The 16,140-nt window shown below is 64.9% G+C and carries 10 protein-coding genes; 8 read left to right on the top strand and 2 right to left on the bottom strand.

Annotated features, from left to right (window positions below; genetic code table 11):
* Positions 1-63: 63 nt before the first annotated feature.
* The 7 genes from tssL (at position 64) to FJ988_RS10440 (ending at position 13,403) form a co-directional block, all read left to right on the top strand.
* The gene (gene tssL, locus FJ988_RS10410) at positions 64-1,605 is read left to right on the top strand and encodes a type VI secretion system protein TssL, long form (RefSeq protein WP_140817124.1); all 1,542 of its coding nucleotides are present in this window, start codon (positions 64-66) and stop codon (positions 1,603-1,605) included.
* A complete protein-coding gene (tssM, locus tag FJ988_RS10415; RefSeq protein WP_181183488.1) occupies positions 1,605-5,129 on the top strand; it encodes a type VI secretion system membrane subunit TssM in 3,525 nt (1,174 codons plus the stop codon). The genes tssL and tssM overlap by 1 nt, the downstream gene beginning before the upstream one ends.
* Positions 5,130-5,265: 136 nt before the next feature.
* On the top strand, positions 5,266-6,045 hold the full coding sequence (locus FJ988_RS10420) for a PP2C family serine/threonine-protein phosphatase (RefSeq protein WP_140817127.1): 780 nt from the start codon (positions 5,266-5,268) through the stop codon (positions 6,043-6,045).
* Complete coding sequence (locus FJ988_RS10425; RefSeq protein ID WP_140817129.1) at positions 6,042-8,600, top strand: protein kinase domain-containing protein; 2,559 nt, start codon at positions 6,042-6,044, stop codon at positions 8,598-8,600. The genes FJ988_RS10420 and FJ988_RS10425 overlap by 4 nt, the downstream gene beginning before the upstream one ends.
* Before the next feature lie 12 nt (positions 8,601-8,612).
* Entirely contained in the window at positions 8,613-9,089 is a 477-nt protein-coding gene (locus tag FJ988_RS10430; RefSeq protein ID WP_181183489.1) for a DUF1036 domain-containing protein, read from the top strand.
* A complete protein-coding gene (locus tag FJ988_RS10435) occupies positions 9,086-11,533 on the top strand; it encodes a M23 family metallopeptidase (protein WP_140817131.1) in 2,448 nt (815 codons plus the stop codon). The genes FJ988_RS10430 and FJ988_RS10435 overlap by 4 nt, the downstream gene beginning before the upstream one ends.
* A 265-nt stretch (positions 11,534-11,798) precedes the next feature.
* Positions 11,799-13,403, top strand: a complete 1,605-nt coding sequence (locus FJ988_RS10440) for a caspase family protein (protein ID WP_140817133.1) — start codon at positions 11,799-11,801, stop codon at positions 13,401-13,403.
* Positions 13,404-13,468: 65 nt separating this feature from the next.
* Here the strand turns inward: FJ988_RS10440 and FJ988_RS10445 are convergent, their stop codons facing one another.
* Positions 13,469-14,008: an OmpA family protein gene (locus tag FJ988_RS10445; protein ID WP_246688495.1), complete on the bottom strand. Its 540-nt coding sequence runs from the start codon at positions 14,006-14,008 to the stop codon at positions 13,469-13,471.
* Positions 14,009-14,394: 386 nt separating this feature from the next.
* Here FJ988_RS10445 and FJ988_RS10450 point away from each other — a divergent pair, with 386 nt between their 5' ends.
* Complete coding sequence (locus tag FJ988_RS10450) at positions 14,395-14,862, top strand: DUF6931 family protein (RefSeq protein ID WP_246688496.1); 468 nt, start codon at positions 14,395-14,397, stop codon at positions 14,860-14,862.
* A 37-nt stretch (positions 14,863-14,899) separates the two neighbouring features.
* Here the strand turns inward: FJ988_RS10450 and FJ988_RS10455 are convergent, their stop codons facing one another.
* Positions 14,900-16,138: a caspase domain-containing protein gene (locus FJ988_RS10455; protein ID WP_140817137.1), complete on the bottom strand. Its 1,239-nt coding sequence runs from the start codon at positions 16,136-16,138 to the stop codon at positions 14,900-14,902.
* Positions 16,139-16,140 lie beyond the last annotated feature (2 nt).

Consider the following 16,140-nt stretch of genomic DNA (forward strand, 5'->3'; position numbering starts at 1 on the left):
TTGCGCAATTGCGGACAGAAAACCGCTACGCACTTTTCCTGGAATTGCTTTAGGGCGTCGTCGATGAGCTCGAGGGACGATCCCCCCAAGCCGCCGGACAGAACCGTCATCCGCGCGCAGCGGCCAAAGCAAAGACCGCTTGCGGCTCCCGAGAGTTCCGGTCCGGCAGGCTTGCGGCCTGTTCCGCCGCCCGCCAGGGAATCGACTGTGTTCGACCCCGGCGTCGGCCACCGGATGCCGACCGGTTGGTCGTCCGGAACCGTTGTCTCTCAAGGCGCCACGCCGGGAGCGGCGCCATCCGCGACACCGGCGCTGCAGCAGGACGCCCTGCTCGACGCCACCGCCGGCGTGACCTATGCCGCGGCAAATCCGATCCTTGCCGCCGCGGCCCCGTTGCTGATGCTGTTCGGCCAGTTGCGGCTGATGCCGGTCGAGCGGCAAGCGGCGGCACTGGCGGAGCATATCGCCGATGCAATCGAAACTTTCGATCGCACCCTCGCCAAGGCAGGTGTTGGCGAAGAAGACGCGCGGATCGCGAAATTCGCGCTTTGCGAAACCGCCGACGATGTCGTCGGCAATTTGCCCTGGCCAAGCAAAGACAGTTGGCTCCCGCACAGCCTGGTGCGGCAATTCTTCCACACCCAGCCGACGGGCGCGGGCTTCTACCAGGCGCTGAACACGATCCTCGCCAAACCCGAGGCGCACTACGACCTGCTTGAGCTGATGCATGCCTGCCTGTCGCTCGGCTTCGAGGGCCAGTATCGAGGGCTGGCTGATCAGAAAACCACGCTTGAGCGCGTCCGCGGCGATATCTACGAGACGCTGCGTTACTTCAGGCCGCGCGGCACCGACGACATCTCGCCCCGGTGGCAAGGCATGGCGGCAGCGATGCCCAGGCCGAGAGGGCGGCTGCCGCTCTGGGCCATCGCGGCCGCCGCGGCGACACTGGTGGCGGCCGCCTTTTTCGGGCTGCGGGTGCTGATCACCGACGAGGGCGATGCGACCGCCGGCGCGTTGCTGGCGCTCAATCCCTCCACCCCGGTCACGATCGAACGCGCCAGCGTGGCAGTGCCCGCGCAACCGGTGCAAGCCGCCCCGGCCCCGCCCCCGCCACCCGCTGCTCCCGACACCACGCAGATCGACCGTATCAGCGCGGCACTCGCCAAGGAGATATCCGCCGGGGGCTTAAGCGTCGGCACGAAGGGCGAATTCATCGTCATCGAGATCAGCAACCAGCTTTCTTTCGCTTCCGGCCAAGCGGAGGCTAAGGCGCAGTTCCAGCCCATCGCAGCCGACATCGCCAAGGCGCTCGATGCCGAACCCGGACCGATCGCGATCGTCGGCCACACCGACAATGTGAAGCCGAAGAAATCGAGCACGTTCAAATCGAACTTCGATCTCTCCGTTGCCCGCGCCACGGCGGTGCAGGCGTTGCTGGCCAAGCAATTGAAGGATCCATCGCGGCTCAGCGTCGACGGCAAGGGCGAGGACGAACCCATCGCCGACAACGCGACGGCGGACGGCCGCGCCAAGAACCGCCGCGTCGACGTGATGATCCCAAAACAGGAGACCTTGCAGACCGGCTCGGCGGAGAATGGCAACTGATGCGCTGGATGCTGCGGATATTCAGCGTTCTCGCCCTGGCCGGCTTCTCGGCCGCCGTCTGGTATGCCGGGCCGCTGATCCGCTTTGCCGATACACGCCCGCTCGGGCCGGTATGGCCGAGGGCCACGATCATCGGCGTGACGGTTGCGGTGCTTGCGCTGGTTTACGGCATTCGCTTCTGGCAGGGACGAAAAGCGCAAAAAGCGCTCGAAAAAGCGATCGTGCGCGGCGACGAGCGAAACGACGATTCACAAGTGCTCGAAGCGCGCATGGGCGAGGCCGTCGCGACGCTGAAACGCACCAGCGGCAAGCGCAATTTCCTCTACGATATTCCCTGGTACATCATCATCGGCCCGCCCGGCGCCGGCAAGACGACGGCGCTGGTCAATTCCGGACTGAAATTCCCGCTTGCCGGCTCCGGCAACGCGCAGCCGGTGGCCGGCGTCGGCGGCACGCGCTCATGCGACTGGTGGTTCACCGACGAGGCGGTGCTGATCGACACGGCCGGCCGCTACACGACGCAGGAGTCGGACCGCGAGCGCGACAAGGCAAGCTGGCTTGCATTTCTCGGATTGCTCAAGAAGCACCGCACCAGGCAACCGATCAACGGCGTGATCCTTGCCATCAGCCTGTCGGATCTCATCGGCTTCGACGACCAGCAACTCGACGCACATGTCACCGAAATCAGAAGCCGCCTGCGCGAATTGCATGAGACGCTGAAAATCCAGTTTCCGGTCTATCTGCTTTTCACCAAGGCCGATCTTGTTTCCGGTTTCATGGACTTTTTCGGCGATTTCGACGAAGCGCGCCGGCGCAGGGTGTGGGGCGCGACGTTCCAGACCGTAGACCGCATCAGGAACATGGCGGGCGAAGCGCCGGCTGAGTTCGACGGGCTGGCGAAGCGCCTTGCGGAAGAAGTCGCCGACCGCCTGCAGGAAGAAGCCGACCCGGTGGCGCGCATCGCGCTGTTCGGCTTCCCGGCGCAGTTCGGCGCGCTCAGGAACCGGATAACGCAGTTCATCGGCAGCCTGTTCGATACCTCCCGGTCGCAGGTGAATGTCAGCCTGCGTGGGCTCTATTTCTCCTCCGGAACCCAGGAAGGGACGCCGTTCGACCAGGTGTTGGGCGCGATCGGCCGCAGCTTCGGTGGCGGCTCGCAGGCACATCTTTCGGGCACCGGCAAAAGCTTCTTCCTGCACGATCTCCTGGCCAATGTGATCTTTCCGGAATCGGGCTGGGTCTCGTTCGATCGGACGGCAGAACGCCGCGCCAGACTGGCGAGATTTGGCGGCCTTGCCGCGATCGCGCTGGCGGCCCTGGCGGCGCTCGGCGTGCTCGGCCTCAGCTTCTTCGCCAACAAGTCGCTGATCTCTTCCACCAGGCAAGCGATGGCGCAGTATCGCGATAGCGCCGATGCCCTGTTGAAGAGCACCACGGTGACCGATGTCGATCTGGAAAACGTCATCGGTCCGCTCGACCAGTTGCGCAATCTGCCGGCCGGCTTCGAAAACGGCGACCGGGGCAAGCCGATCGAGGAGACGTTCGGGCTCAGCCAGCGCGAAAGGCTGCTTTCAGCCTCCAAGACCGCCTACCGGCAGGCGCTTGAGCGGACCTTCCGCTCCCGCCTGCTTGTGCAGGCCGAGCGAACCATCCAGGCCAAGATGGCCGACCCGATCGCGCTCTACGAGCCGCTGAAGATCTATCTGATGCTGGGCGGCAAGGCGCCGAAGGTCGACGACGAGCTTATCGTTTCCTGGATGCGGCAGGATTGGGAAGAGAACCGCTATCCCGGCGAGAACAACCGCGAAGGCCGCGCGCAGCTCGAAAAGCATCTGCGCGCGATGCTCGCGCTCGACGACGCATACGATCCGGTCTTCGCGCTCAACCAGCCGCTGGTCGAGGCCGCACAACGCTCGCTCGGGCGCATGAGCCTCGCCGACCGCGCCTCGGCGCTGATCAAGTCGGGGGTGTATGCGGCCAGGCTGGAGAGCTTCTCCGTGGCGGCAAAAGCCGGCCCCGAGGCGCAACTTCTGTTCGAACGCATAGATGGCAGCGAACTCGGTGATCTCGCCGTTCCCGGACTTTACACGCGCGCAGGCTTCAACCGCTTCTACCTGCCGCAGCTGTCGCGCATCGCGCAGATGCTTGTCGACGACCAATGGGTGCTGGGCGGCGGCGGCGAGCAAGGCGGCATCGACCAGGACCTGCCCAAGCTCGGCCCCGAGCTCATCGACCGCTACGGCAAGGAATTCGCCGCCGCATGGAACGGCGCGCTCGACCAGGTGAAATTCAAGGCGATGCTGAAGGACAAGCCGCAATATCTGGCACTTTCCGCCCTCGCCGCGCCGGACTCGCCGCTCGGCCAGCTCTTCACGGCGATCGCCGATCAGACCGCGTTGACGGCGCCGAATAGCGCTGACGACAGCGGTGCGGCGCAACCAGACCTCGCCGGCATGGCCAAGGGGCTGGCCCGCATCGGCCTGCAGATCGCCGGCGGCAAGTCGCAAAGCCGCGCCGGGGTAAGCTCGGCCGTCGCGCAGAATGCCGGTGCAAGCGTCGAGGCGCAGTTCCGCTCGTTCCAATCGCTGGTCAGCGGCACCGGCGGACGGCGCCCGCTCGACGCGTTGACGCAAAACTTCCGCGACATCTTCCAGAGCCTCAAGCTTGCAGCCGATGTCCCGTCGCAGACCGAACGCGTCAACGCCAACCTGCAGCTGCAGATCTCGACGCTGCGCGCCAATGTCTCGCGCCTACCGAAGCCGCTGGCGCGGATGGTCAACGCGGCGGCGGACGAATTGGCAGGCAGTGTCGCCGAGACCTCGATGGCCAACCTCAACCAGAGCCTCGACCAGACGGTCACACGCGCTTGCGAGGAAGCGATCAACGGCCGCTATCCCTTCGCCAGCGACGCCACGGAAGAGATCTCGATGGCGGATTTTGCGAAGCTTTTCGCGCCGGGCGGGTTGATGGACCGCTTCTTCGCGCAGAACCTTGCGCCGCTGGTCGACATGACCGGCCAGGAATGGGCCTGGAAACAGGATACCCGCTCCAGCCGCGACCTGGCGAAGTCGACCTTGAAATCATTTCAGTCGGCGGCGGAAATCCGCGGCGCCTTCTTCCCGTCGGGAGGATCGACGCCGTTGGTGTCGATCACCTTCACCCCCACCTCGCTGAACAGCGAAGCCGACAGCGCGGTGCTCAACGTGGATGGGCAGACGGTGCAGAGCGCGCAGGCCGGCAACGCGCCGAGCATGGTGACGTGGCCGAGCGGCGCCGCTTCCGGATCGGCGAGCCTCAGTCTGACGCCGGAAATGCCGGGGCGCGAGTCCGCGCTGAAGTTCGACGGGGCGTGGGCATTGAAGCGACTGCTAGACAAGGCGTCCGTTACTGCCAATGGCGCCAGCGCAGAGGCGCGTTTCGTCATCGGGGGGCGCGATGTCGGCTACACGATCCAGGTCGGATCTGGCGCCAACCCCCTCTTCCTGCCGGCTTTGTCCGGTTTCAGCTGTCCGAAGGCGTTCTGACCATGGCCATGCTCCAGAACATAGTCGGCTCCAACCTTCATTTCGGTACTCTAATGTATGTGCTTGTGGCAGAGTGGCCCGGGCACGCGGCCCATGGCTGGTCACAGAGGACGCCTGCTGAGCGCTTGGTGGCAAATTGAGCACTGTCGCCCTTCCCATCGAAAGCTTCGGCGTGAGCCACAAGGGCTGCGTGCGCGACCATAATGAGGACAACTACTTGATAGAGCCGCAGACCGGCCTGTGGGTAGTGGCCGACGGCATGGGCGGGCACGAGGCCGGCGAAGTCGCCTCGGCCAGCATCGTCGACCATCTGGCGACGATCGGCATCGCCAGCTCGGCGCCGGATCTTCGCGCACGCTTCGAGGACCGGCTGAGCCGCGCCAATGCCGAGATCCGCGGTATCTCACGATCGCGCAACATCACCATCGGCTCCACCTTCGCCGCCCTGCTTGCCATGGACGGGCGGTTCGCCTGCCTGTGGGCCGGCGACAGCCGCATCTATCTCGTGCGCAACGGCGCGATCTTCCAGGTCTCGAAGGATCACACCGAGGTCCAGGAATTGCTCGACCGCGGTATGATCACCGCGGAGGAAGCGCTGAACTGGCCGCGTCGCAACGTCATCACCCATGCTGTCGGCGTCAGCGACGAGCTCGAGATCGATTTCCAGCAGGGCGAGCTGATGCCGGGGGATGTTTTCGTGCTGGGCACCGACGGCCTGACCGCGCATGTCAGCGATGCCGAGATCGAAGCCGCGGTCCGCTCCGCCTCGCCGCAGGCGGCATGCCGCAGCCTGCTGGAGACCGTGCTGGCGCGCGGCGGAACCGACAATGTGACCATCGTACTCGTGCAGATCGGCGGCGGGCGCAACGGCGCGCTCCATCCGGATCGGTCCGGAGCGGAGAGCCTGACGAGATGAGCGACGACGACAAAACCCGGATTTCGGCTGGCGTCACCTATGCCGGCGTCGGCACGCAGCTCAGCGGCATTTACGAGCTCGACGAAAGGATCGCGTCCGGCGGCATGGGCGAAGTCTATCGCGGCCACAACATCCAGACCGGCGACCATGTCGCCATCAAGATCGTGCTGCCCGAATTCGCCCGCGACCAGACGATTCTCTCGCTGTTCCGCAAGGAAGCGTCGATCCTGAACCATCTGTCGCACGATGCGGTGGTGCGCTACCACGTGTTTACCATCGACCCTACCATCGGCCGCCCCTATCTCGCGATGGAGTTCGTGGACGGCCAATCGCTGTTCGACGTGATGCGTCGCGGGCCGATGGCGGGCGAAGACGTGCGCCGGCTTTGCCATCGCCTGACGTCCGGCCTTGCGGCGGTGCACCAAGCCGGCGCGGTTCACCGCGACCTTTCGCCCGACAACATCATCCTGCCGGGCGGGCGGGTGGAGCGCGCCAAGATCATCGACTTCGGCATCGCGCGCTCGGCGACGGTGGGCGGCGAAACGCTGATCGGCGGAAAATTCGCCGGCAAATACAATTACGTCTCGCCCGAACAGCTCGGCCTCTATGGCGGCGAGGTCAGCGAGCAGTCCGATATCTACAGCCTCGGACTGGTGCTTGCCGCCGCATTGCGCGGCAAGCCGCTCGACATGAGCGGCTCGCAATACGAGGTCATCGAGAAGCGGCGGACGGTGCCCGACCTGTCGGACATCGATCCCGATTTCCAGGAGCTTCTCGACGCGATGCTGCAGCCGGATCCCCGCGACCGGCCGGCCAGCATGGCCGAGATCGCCAGGGCGACGCGCAGCGAGGATGTCGACGCGACATTGCCGCCGCCGGCTTCGTTTGGCGTACGCGAACGCTCGGGCCTGCCGCGCGCCGGCTGGACGGCGCCGCCCGAACGCCCGCCATCGGTGCCTCCAAGCGAACAACGCTTCGTCGAGCATGTGCGCCCGGCGCATCTGTCGCAGCCACGCCCCGCGCCTGCGCCGCCACCGGCCAGCACACCCGCGCCGGCCGCGCCGCGAAAATCCTCGCGCATGCCGGCCATCGCCGGCGGCCTGGTGACGCTGGCCGTTCTGTTGGGCGGCGGCGTTTACTTCAGCGGAGTGCTGGCGCCGACGCCGGCCGAAGAGAAACTCACACCGCTGACGCCGAAGCCGGTGACCAAACCTGTTGCTGAAGCGCCCAAGCCGGTGGCTGAAGCGCCACAACCGGAGGCGCCGAAGCCCCAGCCGCAGTCGCCGGCCGAGCCTCAGCCAGAGCCGTCAAAGCCAGATAACTCTGCCTCCGAGACGGCGCAGCCACCCGCCCTGCCGGATACGCAGGCGAAGACCCAAACACCGGCCGACAACCAGACGGACGCCGCGGCGGAGCCGAACCCGGAAACCGTCAAGCCCACGGCCAACTCCCAAGCCTCGAAGATCGAGCCCGTCCAGGCTCCACCGGTGAGCCCTACCACGACGACACCTCCGCCAAAAGCTACAGAGAGCCCCAGACCGTCGCAGCCAGCCAGCGAGCCTGCCAAGACGCCCGCGTCCAGCCAGGCCGAGGCGGAGAGCAAGCCGGGGCCGGAAGCAAATCCGTCGGCGACAAAGCCCAGCGCAAACGAGCTCATCGACATGCTGTCCAAGCTGGCCAAGCCGAAGGCCTCCTCGCCGCCGATTTCGGACAGCCAGACGCCCACGCAGCCGACCAGCCCGGCCGTCGAGCCGGTGTCGCCCGCCCCATCGACCAGCCAGCCACAAACCGCGCCGCCGAAGCCGACACCGACGGCGCAGCCCTCCCCGCAACCGCAGCCGCCGGTGACCAAGCAGCCGGACAATACGCAGGTCGCGATCAACGTGCCCAAGCCGGAAGTCCCGCCAGTCAAGCCAACCGACGAGACGGCGCAGCGGGCTTCATGGGTGCGCGACTTCAGCGGCGGCGATTGTTTCTACGCATCGCTGACCTCGGCAGGCGACGGCGCCGCCGCCATCGAAGGTTTTGCGACCTCCGTGCAGCCCTTCGAGCAGATGCTCAATGATTTCAAGTCGCGGTTCCATCTCGAGCCGGACATCAGCGTTCGTCTCATCGAGCAGCCGCAATGCGAAGTGACCAACTTCCTGCGCTTCCTCAACCGCAGCGGGGCGGAAAGACCGCAACTCGTGCTCGACCGGACATCGGTGCCGGACGGCGCGCCGATCCGCGGCACGCTGACGACGCATGGCGGGCTCGTTTCCAACATCATGCTGATCGACCATAGGGGCATTGCCTTCAACCTCGACGACCGCATTGTGGCCCAGGCCGACAAGGCAACCTTCAACATTCCGATCGGCCTGGGCGCTGCCGACAAGGCGCTCGGCAAGGCCGTGCCGCAGATCATGCTGGTGATCACCGGACCGCAGGACATCCAGGCCGCCATGTTCTCCAGACCGACGCCGGCATCGGAACTCCTGCCCAAAATCCTCGAGGAGATCGAAGCCGACGGCTCGCAGTTCTCCGCCACCGCCAAGTATTTCCGGCTTGGCGGATAGACATGGACGCCGATGGACCTTCGCTTCCCGCATTCATCTTATCGGCCCTTGTCACGCCCAGAGCGTAGCTGGCTGCGGCTTTTGCCGGCCGCGCTGTTTTGCGCGGCGCTGTTCTCGATCGTTTCGCCCAGCAGCGCGCATGCCGAATTCACCGTCTGCAACCAGACGCTCGATGTCGTCAACCTCGCGGTCGGACAGAATGTCGACAATGCAGACCAGACCGATGGCTGGTGGACCATCGGCGCCAACCAGTGCGTCAACGTCATCCGCGAGGAACTGACCAACCGCTATATCTACCTCTACGCGACCGATGTGTTCGGCCATGCGATCCTCAACGGATCGACCGAGATGTGCATCGACCGCCGCCGCTTCTCCATCCGCGGCATCGACGAATGCTGGCAGCGCGGCCATATCGCGGCGCGCTTCGTCGAGGTCGATACTCAGGAGCAGGTGCGCTGGACCTATTTCCTGACCGGAAACAGCCCGTGACGCACTCGATCGACACGAGCTTCAAACAGAAAAAGCTGGCGCGGCTGGCCGAGCGCCGACGAAAGATCTGGCGCGGCGTTGTTGCCGGCATCGCCACGCTCGCCATCGTCGCCGTAGCCGGCGGCTTCTACCTCACCAGGGATGAATGGTCGTTCGGCGACGAGGATGAGGATCTCAATCCCGTCGATAGCATGGACGATGTGCCGGCCGATGCCCCGGTCTATGTTCCCGCCATCATCGACCTTGCCGGCGACCCGATGTGGATCACGCTGGCGCCCGATGCCGACACAGCGACAAAGGGCAAAACCGTGGCGCGTCCGGCGGAACTCGACAGTTCCGGAGCCTCGCCGCAGATCGAGATCCTCTCCGACGTGATGCTGAGCGCCAGCGAGAAGTTCATGACGACGATCCCGTCGACGCAGGAGGATTTCGCGTTCTTCCAGGCGCAGCGGCAAGCGTCTCCCAAACCTTCCGCGCCGGGATCGGACGACCAGCAACCGCCCCCGCCAGCCCCGGCCGCGGCGCCGGACGATCAACCGAGCGATCCGCAAGGCGACCTCGGAAACGACCTGCAGGCGACGCCGGACGACAGCGATACTTCCGCCAGCCCGGCACCCAAAGCCGATGCCGACGACCCCGAGGCAGGCTGGGGCGAGACCATCGACCAGGGCGAGGCCGCACTCCCAGCCTTCAAGAAGACGGCAATCGAGAACAACACCACCGTGGCAACCGTCACCAGCGAATACCAGCGCTTCGAGGCGACCGAGGACACGTTCGTGAAGATCCTCAACGCCCGCAGCCTGGACAGCGTGGCGCTCGACGCGCATTTCTCCGCCGACGACGCCAAGCTTGCCGGCGAGGCACTGAAGACGCTGTTCAACCGCGACGGGCTGGAGCCCGGCTTCGTCGTCGCCATGCGCGGGTTCCGGCCCAGCCGAGAGACGACGAGCATGTCGCTGATGCAGGTCTCGATCTATGCAAAGAACGTCTATGTCGGCACGTTGACGCGCAATGCGGCTGGCGCCTTCGTGTCGGGCGTCGACCCCTGGGTCCGCGAGGACCTCTTCAACTATTCCGGCGCCTCCGACCAGGGCGGGCCGAAGCGGCAGTACCGCCTGCTCGACGCGATCTATTCAACGGCAGCGCGCAATAAGGTGCCGACCAGCGTGATCGGTGAGGCGATCATGTATCTGTCGCGGGGACAGGATCTCGACGCCTTCGCCAGCGAGGACCAACGCCTGGTGCTGATCTATTCGCAAACCCCGCGCGGCCAGGGCGAGATCTCCGGGCGGGTGCTCTATGTCGGCGTCCAGGGCAAGGACAATAGCCTCGACTGCTTCGTCTTTCAGCAAAGCGACGGCCAGTATGCCTGCGTCACCGGCGACGATCAGGTGCGTTCGCTGACCGTCACCAACGGCATGGTTACGCCGGTCGCCGGGGTGATGACCTCGACCTTCGGTCCGCGCAAGCACCCGATCCTCGGCACGGTCCGCATCCACAAGGGCGTCGACTGGGCGGCTCCGGTCGGCACGCCTATCGTGGCCGCGTTCGACGGCGAGATCAGCTTCCAGGGCGACGGCGGCAGCTATGGCAACCTGGTCAAGATCACCCATTCGAACGGGCGCGAGACGCGCTACGCGCATATGCAGAAATTCGCCATCGCCAGCGGCGTCGGCACCAAGGTGAAGGCCGGCGAGGTCATCGGCTATATCGGCACGACCGGGCTTTCGACCGGGCCGCATCTGCATTTCGAACTTTATCAGAACGGCGAAGCGATTGATCCGCTGGGCACGGTCACCACGGTGGCTACCGCCGTTTCGGTCAGTTCCGGCGGCACGGGCGACGCCGCCGTCGACACGCTCACCGATCGGATCGTGCATGTCGAAAGCGGCGGCAGTGCGCGGGCCAAGAACCCGCTCTCCTCCGCGACCGGCGCCGGCCAGTTCATCTCCAAGACCTGGATACGGATGATGAACACCTATCGGCCGGATCTCGCCCGCTCGCTGTCGACGGCCGACCTTTTGGCGCTTCGCTACGACGCGACTTTGTCGCGCGAGATGGTGCGCAACCTGGCGCGCGAGGGCGAGGCGTATCTTCGCGCCCGCGGCCACCAGATCACCGCCGGCCGCCTCTATCTCTGCCACTTCCTCGGCATGGAAGGAGCGCACCAGGTGCTGGCGGCGCCGGGCGCCTCGCAATTGAGCGCCGTTCTGGGATCGGCCGTCATCCAGGCCAACCCATTCCTCACCGGCAAGACCGCCGGCTATGTCATAGACTGGGCCGAGCGGAAGATGGGGCAGAAGGCGCCGCGCGTGGTGACGGATACGGGCCAGCCGACGACGACTACGACCGAAGTCCGGCAGACATCGCCGGAGTTCGAGAAATACAAGCAGGCGATAACCGCACTGGTCAATTCAATCCAGGAAACGCTCGAGCCAGGCTAGCGGCAAAGGTGGCTGAGGGCAGCAAGCGGCCGCCGGTGGTGTCTCAAACTGATGAACTGCCCCGCCGCCACATCGATTTGTTTTCAGCCCATCCGGTGGTATATTAGAGAATATTTGCATAGGGCGGCCGCGCCTCGTGAACCTAAACTGTGGTTCGGTTCACATACGCTTGTAAGTGATTTTTGGCAGAAGCGACTTCGTCGCTGGTGAATTTAAGCATGCGCAGACATCCATAGAGCGCCCCAAGGGGGCGGAGGGCTGATTCATGAAAGCGTTCGCCGTCCTTTTGAGCGGATTTATCCTTGCCATCCTCGCCGTATTCGGCGCCCAGGCCGCGACAGGCGACAGCAAGCGTGTCGCGCTGGTCATCGGCAACAGCAAATATGTCAATGCGGTTGCCTTGCCCAATCCGGCCAACGATGCCCGTCTCATCGCATCGACGTTGCGCAACGCCGGCTTCGAGGTGATCGAGGGCGTCGACCAGGACAATGCCGGCATGCACGGGCTGATCGCCAAATTCACCGAGGAATCCTACAATGCCGACCTCGCCGTCATCTTCTACGCCGGCCACGGCATGCAGGTCGACGGCAAGAACTACCTCATCCCGGTCGATGCCGAGCTGACGTCGCCGGCCTATCTCAAGACCCGCACCGTGCAGATCGACGAGTTCATGGCGGCGCTGCCGGCCGATCCCGCCGTCGGCATCATCATTCTCGACGCCTGCCGCGACAATCCGCTGGCGCGCACGCTGGCCGCGGCGCTGCCGAAAAGCCGCTCGCTCGGCGCCGGCCTCGCACCGGTCGATGCAAGAGCGGACGGCGTCGGCACCGGCGGTGTCCTGATCGCCTATGCGACGGATCCCGGCGCCATCGCTTTCGACGGCAACGGCGTCGACAGCCCCTACTCGCTGGCCTTGGCCAAGCATCTGACCGAACCGGGCGTCGAGATCCAGAGCGCGCTTACGCGTGTGCGCGGCGACGTGACGGAAGCCACGCAAGGCCGGCAGCGGCCGTGGCACAATGCGTCGCTGGGGCGCGAAGTGTTCCTCGGCCAGCCCGCGGCGCAGGCGGTGGCGGCGCCGGCCGCCGATGCAGGCAAGACGGTGGCGGCCGCCGCGCCGGTTTCCAGCGAACCGCCGGCTTGGGAAGTCGAGCAGCGCCTTTGGGACGAGGCTTCGAAAAAGAACGCCATTCCCTATTACGAAGCCTATCTCGACCAGTTCCCCAGTGGCCGCTTCGCCACCGTAGCCAAGCTCAACATCGACCAGCTGAAAGACCCGAAGGCCGACAAGCAGGTCGCGGCGCTCGGCGCGAGCGATGCGGATGTCAATCCAGGCTCCGCCGTTCGCACCACGGTTGGCATCACCGACGAGATGAAACAGGCGCAAGGCACCGAACTGACGGAAAGCGCGATCGGCCTCGACCGCAACGGCCGCATCGATCTGCAATTGCGCATCGAGGCGCTGGGCAACGAGCTTGGCCGGGTCGACGGCAATATCGGTCCGAAGACACGTCAAGCGATCGGCGTCTGGCAGGGCAAGAACGGCCTGCCGCCGACCACCTTTCTGACGCGTGAGCAACTGGCCTTCCTGGTGATCCAGACCGACCCGATGATGGATGCGGTGCGCAGCAAGAATGCCGCGGATCAGGCCCAAACGGCGCCGCCCAAAAAGCAGATGGTGCAGAAAACCCGCACGCTCAAGCCGGTGGCGCAGCAGAAGCCGCGCAATAAGCAGCAGGTCGTGCAGCGCAGGCGCGACAGCGATACCGTGGTGCGCGACGAGCCGCCGCCGCGGGAGAACAACGACTTCCTCACCAAGGCGCTGATTTTCGGCAGCGGCGTCGTGATCGGCAACGCGATCAAGAATTGATCCTGCAACTTAAAAAAAGGGGAGCAGCAGCTCCCCTTTTCCTGGAATGGCTCTAAACAAGGCGCCTATTCTGTCCTGATGCGCATTTCCACGCGGCGGTTTACCGGGTCGTAGGGATTGGCGACGCGCGGATGCGATTTGCCGAGGCCGATCGCCTCGAGCCTGCCAGCCTGAACGCCGTTCGCCGTCAGGAAGGCCGCCACCGACTGCGCCCTGCGCTGCGAAAGGGTCTGGTTGTATTGATCCGGGCCGGTCGCATCGGTGTGACCTTCGACGACAAAGCTGAACGTGCTCAGCCGGTTGTCCTTCAGCGCCTTGGCGAACTCGTCGAGCTCGGTGCGCGCGGTCTGGTCGAGCTGCGCGGAATCAAGCGCGAAGTTGATCATCATGTCGAGACCGGTCTTTTGCCCGGCTTCCCCACTCTTGTCGGCCTTGCTCTTGCACTCTTCCTCGGTGCCGACGCAGATGCCGCGCGCGGCGCCGAGATTGCTGCCCTGGGCGGCGAAGAACTTTACGATGTCTTCCGACTTCTGAAGCGGATCGGCGTAGATTTGCGTCGAGAAAAGCATGGCCGCCAATGCCAAGGCTGAATTGCCCCATCGCATGACCGTCACTCCTGTCTGAGGGGATTGGACTCATTCTGGGAGCATGACCTTGTCCGAAAACCGGGTCCCACTTTTCGGGATCATGCTCCGGCTGGCGTGCAAAATATCAAATCCGAAGGCGATTGTCTGTGAACAATCGCACGCTGCCCGCGGCCACCACCTGCTAAAGTTTTGTTCCTACGCAATTCCGGACGGAGATTGCGGCGAAGTCGCCGAGCTTTGACGCTGCGCACTTTTCCAGGAATTGCTCGAAGGCTTGACCGGCTCTTGGCCACAGGCTTGAGTATTGTTCCGCCGGCTCTCGGGGTGTGGAAGCCATGGCCAATGAATTCGGATACAGAACTGCGCGGGATCTGTTTCAAGCCTGTCCCGCCATCGCCAGGGACATGAAATCGCTTGCTACCGGTCAGCCGCCGCTCGATTTTTGCCGCGCGCTGCTTGCCGGCCGCGTGCCGGAAGAAGCGGTCACGTTCTGCGCCTACCTCCTGCCAGAGCGTGCCGCGGTCTGGTGGGGCCATGAGTGCCTGAGCAATCTTACCGAGCTCCTCGCCGACCGGGACCTCGAATTGCTGGCGCTTGTGCACGATCGCGTCGGCCAACCCGACAATCCGCATCATCAGGCAGCGTTGAGCGGCGCGCTAGACCTGCCGCCGGCCACGCCGGCTGCCTGGATCGCGCTCGCGGCGGTATGGCGCGACCCGAGCCTCAACATGATATCGACCGGATTTCCCGCTGCCCATGCCGTCAATGCCGGAATCCTGGCGGGACTGGCCCGCGCCTCGCTGGCGGACCGCTTCGCCGTGCTTTCCGCCTTTGTCGAAATGGGCATCCAAATGGCGGAGATGGAAGCTTAGCGGCATTCGCCTTCCAACACCTGCCTTAAACCCGGCATCACTTGCAGCCGCCTTGCGCCCATCTGGCCAGCGCGACCTTGAAGCGAGTGCCGAGCGGATGCTGCAGGCGCAGCACCGAGACGTCGTTGGCGGCGAAATTCTTCGCCTGCTCGCAGAGCCTCGTCTCGTCCCACTCATGACAATTGTCGCAATGTTTGCCCTGCCAGACCGACTTGTCGAGACCGTCAACCGGACTGAACAGCGGCTCGCTCTTGATCAGTTGGGCGATGCTCTTGCCGTCGATCGCCGGGTCGCCGAACTTGACAGGACGATCGAAAAGGATCGGACCGTCGGTCGCCAGCTTCGGAATTTTCTCGCGCAAAGCATTGAGCGCAAGCTGGTCGCCGTTCTGGCCTGACGCCGCACCGGTGTTGCGCGTCTCGGAACCGGCCTCGGGTTGCGGCGCGCTCGCCTCGCCGACGATCAGCGGCGCGTTGAGGTCGACCCTGTGCAGAACGACCTCGGTGGTCAGCGAGACATTGATCCAGGGGCGCTGCTTGCCGGCGGTCGCTTTGAAGACGTCGCTGGTCACCCTGTTCATCGCTTCGGTGATGGAAATGTTGGATTCGCCGATGTGCTGGAGCAATGCCGTGGTGAAGGGCGAATGGTCGCCTGACCCGTCATAGGCAAGCTGGTTGGGGCTGGCGGCAAAGGCGACGAGCGTGCCGGCCCCGCCATTTTCGATCGGGATTTCGGCAAGGCCGCTGCTCGCGCCCTTGATGCCCGCGGTCTTGGCCAGCACATCGGCCAGCGGATTGTCGCGGCAGGCGTCCAGGAACACCAGCCTTATGCTGGTCTCGCGCGACATCTGGCGCAGGATGAAATCGACCGAGACGGCCTCGAAATCGAGCGAGGTCTCGTCCTCGAGCGCGGCATCCACCGGCAGCAGATAGTTCTTGCCGGAAACCTGCAGGCCATGGCCGGCATAGAAGAAAAGCGCCACTTCGGCGCCGCGCACCTGCTTGGCGAACTGGGCGACCGTGGTTTGCGTCTGCTGCTTGGTAAGGTCGAAGCCGGAGACCACCTCGAAACCGAGATCCTTCAGGCGGTCGGCCATCGCCTGAGCATCGCGCGCGGGATTGGCGAGCGGCGCGGCGTGCTGGTATTGCGAGTTGCCGAGCACCAGCGCGACCCGGCGCTCGGCGCTTGCGGCCGTCAAGGTCAAAAGCAGGACAAGCGCCACAAGGCCGGCGCCGCGAGCCGTCGCAGCACAGAACGCGATTGAGCGGGAACCCACCC

The sequence above is a fragment of the Mesorhizobium sp. CU3 genome (genome assembly GCF_006442965.1).
GTDB lineage: Bacteria > Pseudomonadota > Alphaproteobacteria > Rhizobiales > Rhizobiaceae > Mesorhizobium.

Excerpts from the sequence above, each read along its gene's own strand:
- FJ988_RS10450 (WP_246688496.1), top strand. The coding sequence starts at position 14,395 with ATGAAATCGCTTGCTACCGGTCAGCCGCCGCTCGATTTTTGCCGCGCG.
- FJ988_RS10430 (WP_181183489.1), top strand. The coding sequence starts at position 8,613 with ATGGACCTTCGCTTCCCGCATTCATCTTATCGGCCCTTGTCACGCCCA.
- FJ988_RS10425 (WP_140817129.1), top strand. The coding sequence starts at position 6,042 with ATGAGCGACGACGACAAAACCCGGATTTCGGCTGGCGTCACCTATGCC.
- tssM (WP_181183488.1), top strand. The coding sequence starts at position 1,605 with ATGCGCTGGATGCTGCGGATATTCAGCGTTCTCGCCCTGGCCGGCTTC.
- FJ988_RS10445 (WP_246688495.1), bottom strand. The coding sequence starts at position 14,008 with ATGCGATGGGGCAATTCAGCCTTGGCATTGGCGGCCATGCTTTTCTCG.
- tssL (WP_140817124.1), top strand. The coding sequence starts at position 64 with ATGAGCTCGAGGGACGATCCCCCCAAGCCGCCGGACAGAACCGTCATC.
- FJ988_RS10440 (WP_140817133.1), top strand. The coding sequence starts at position 11,799 with ATGAAAGCGTTCGCCGTCCTTTTGAGCGGATTTATCCTTGCCATCCTC.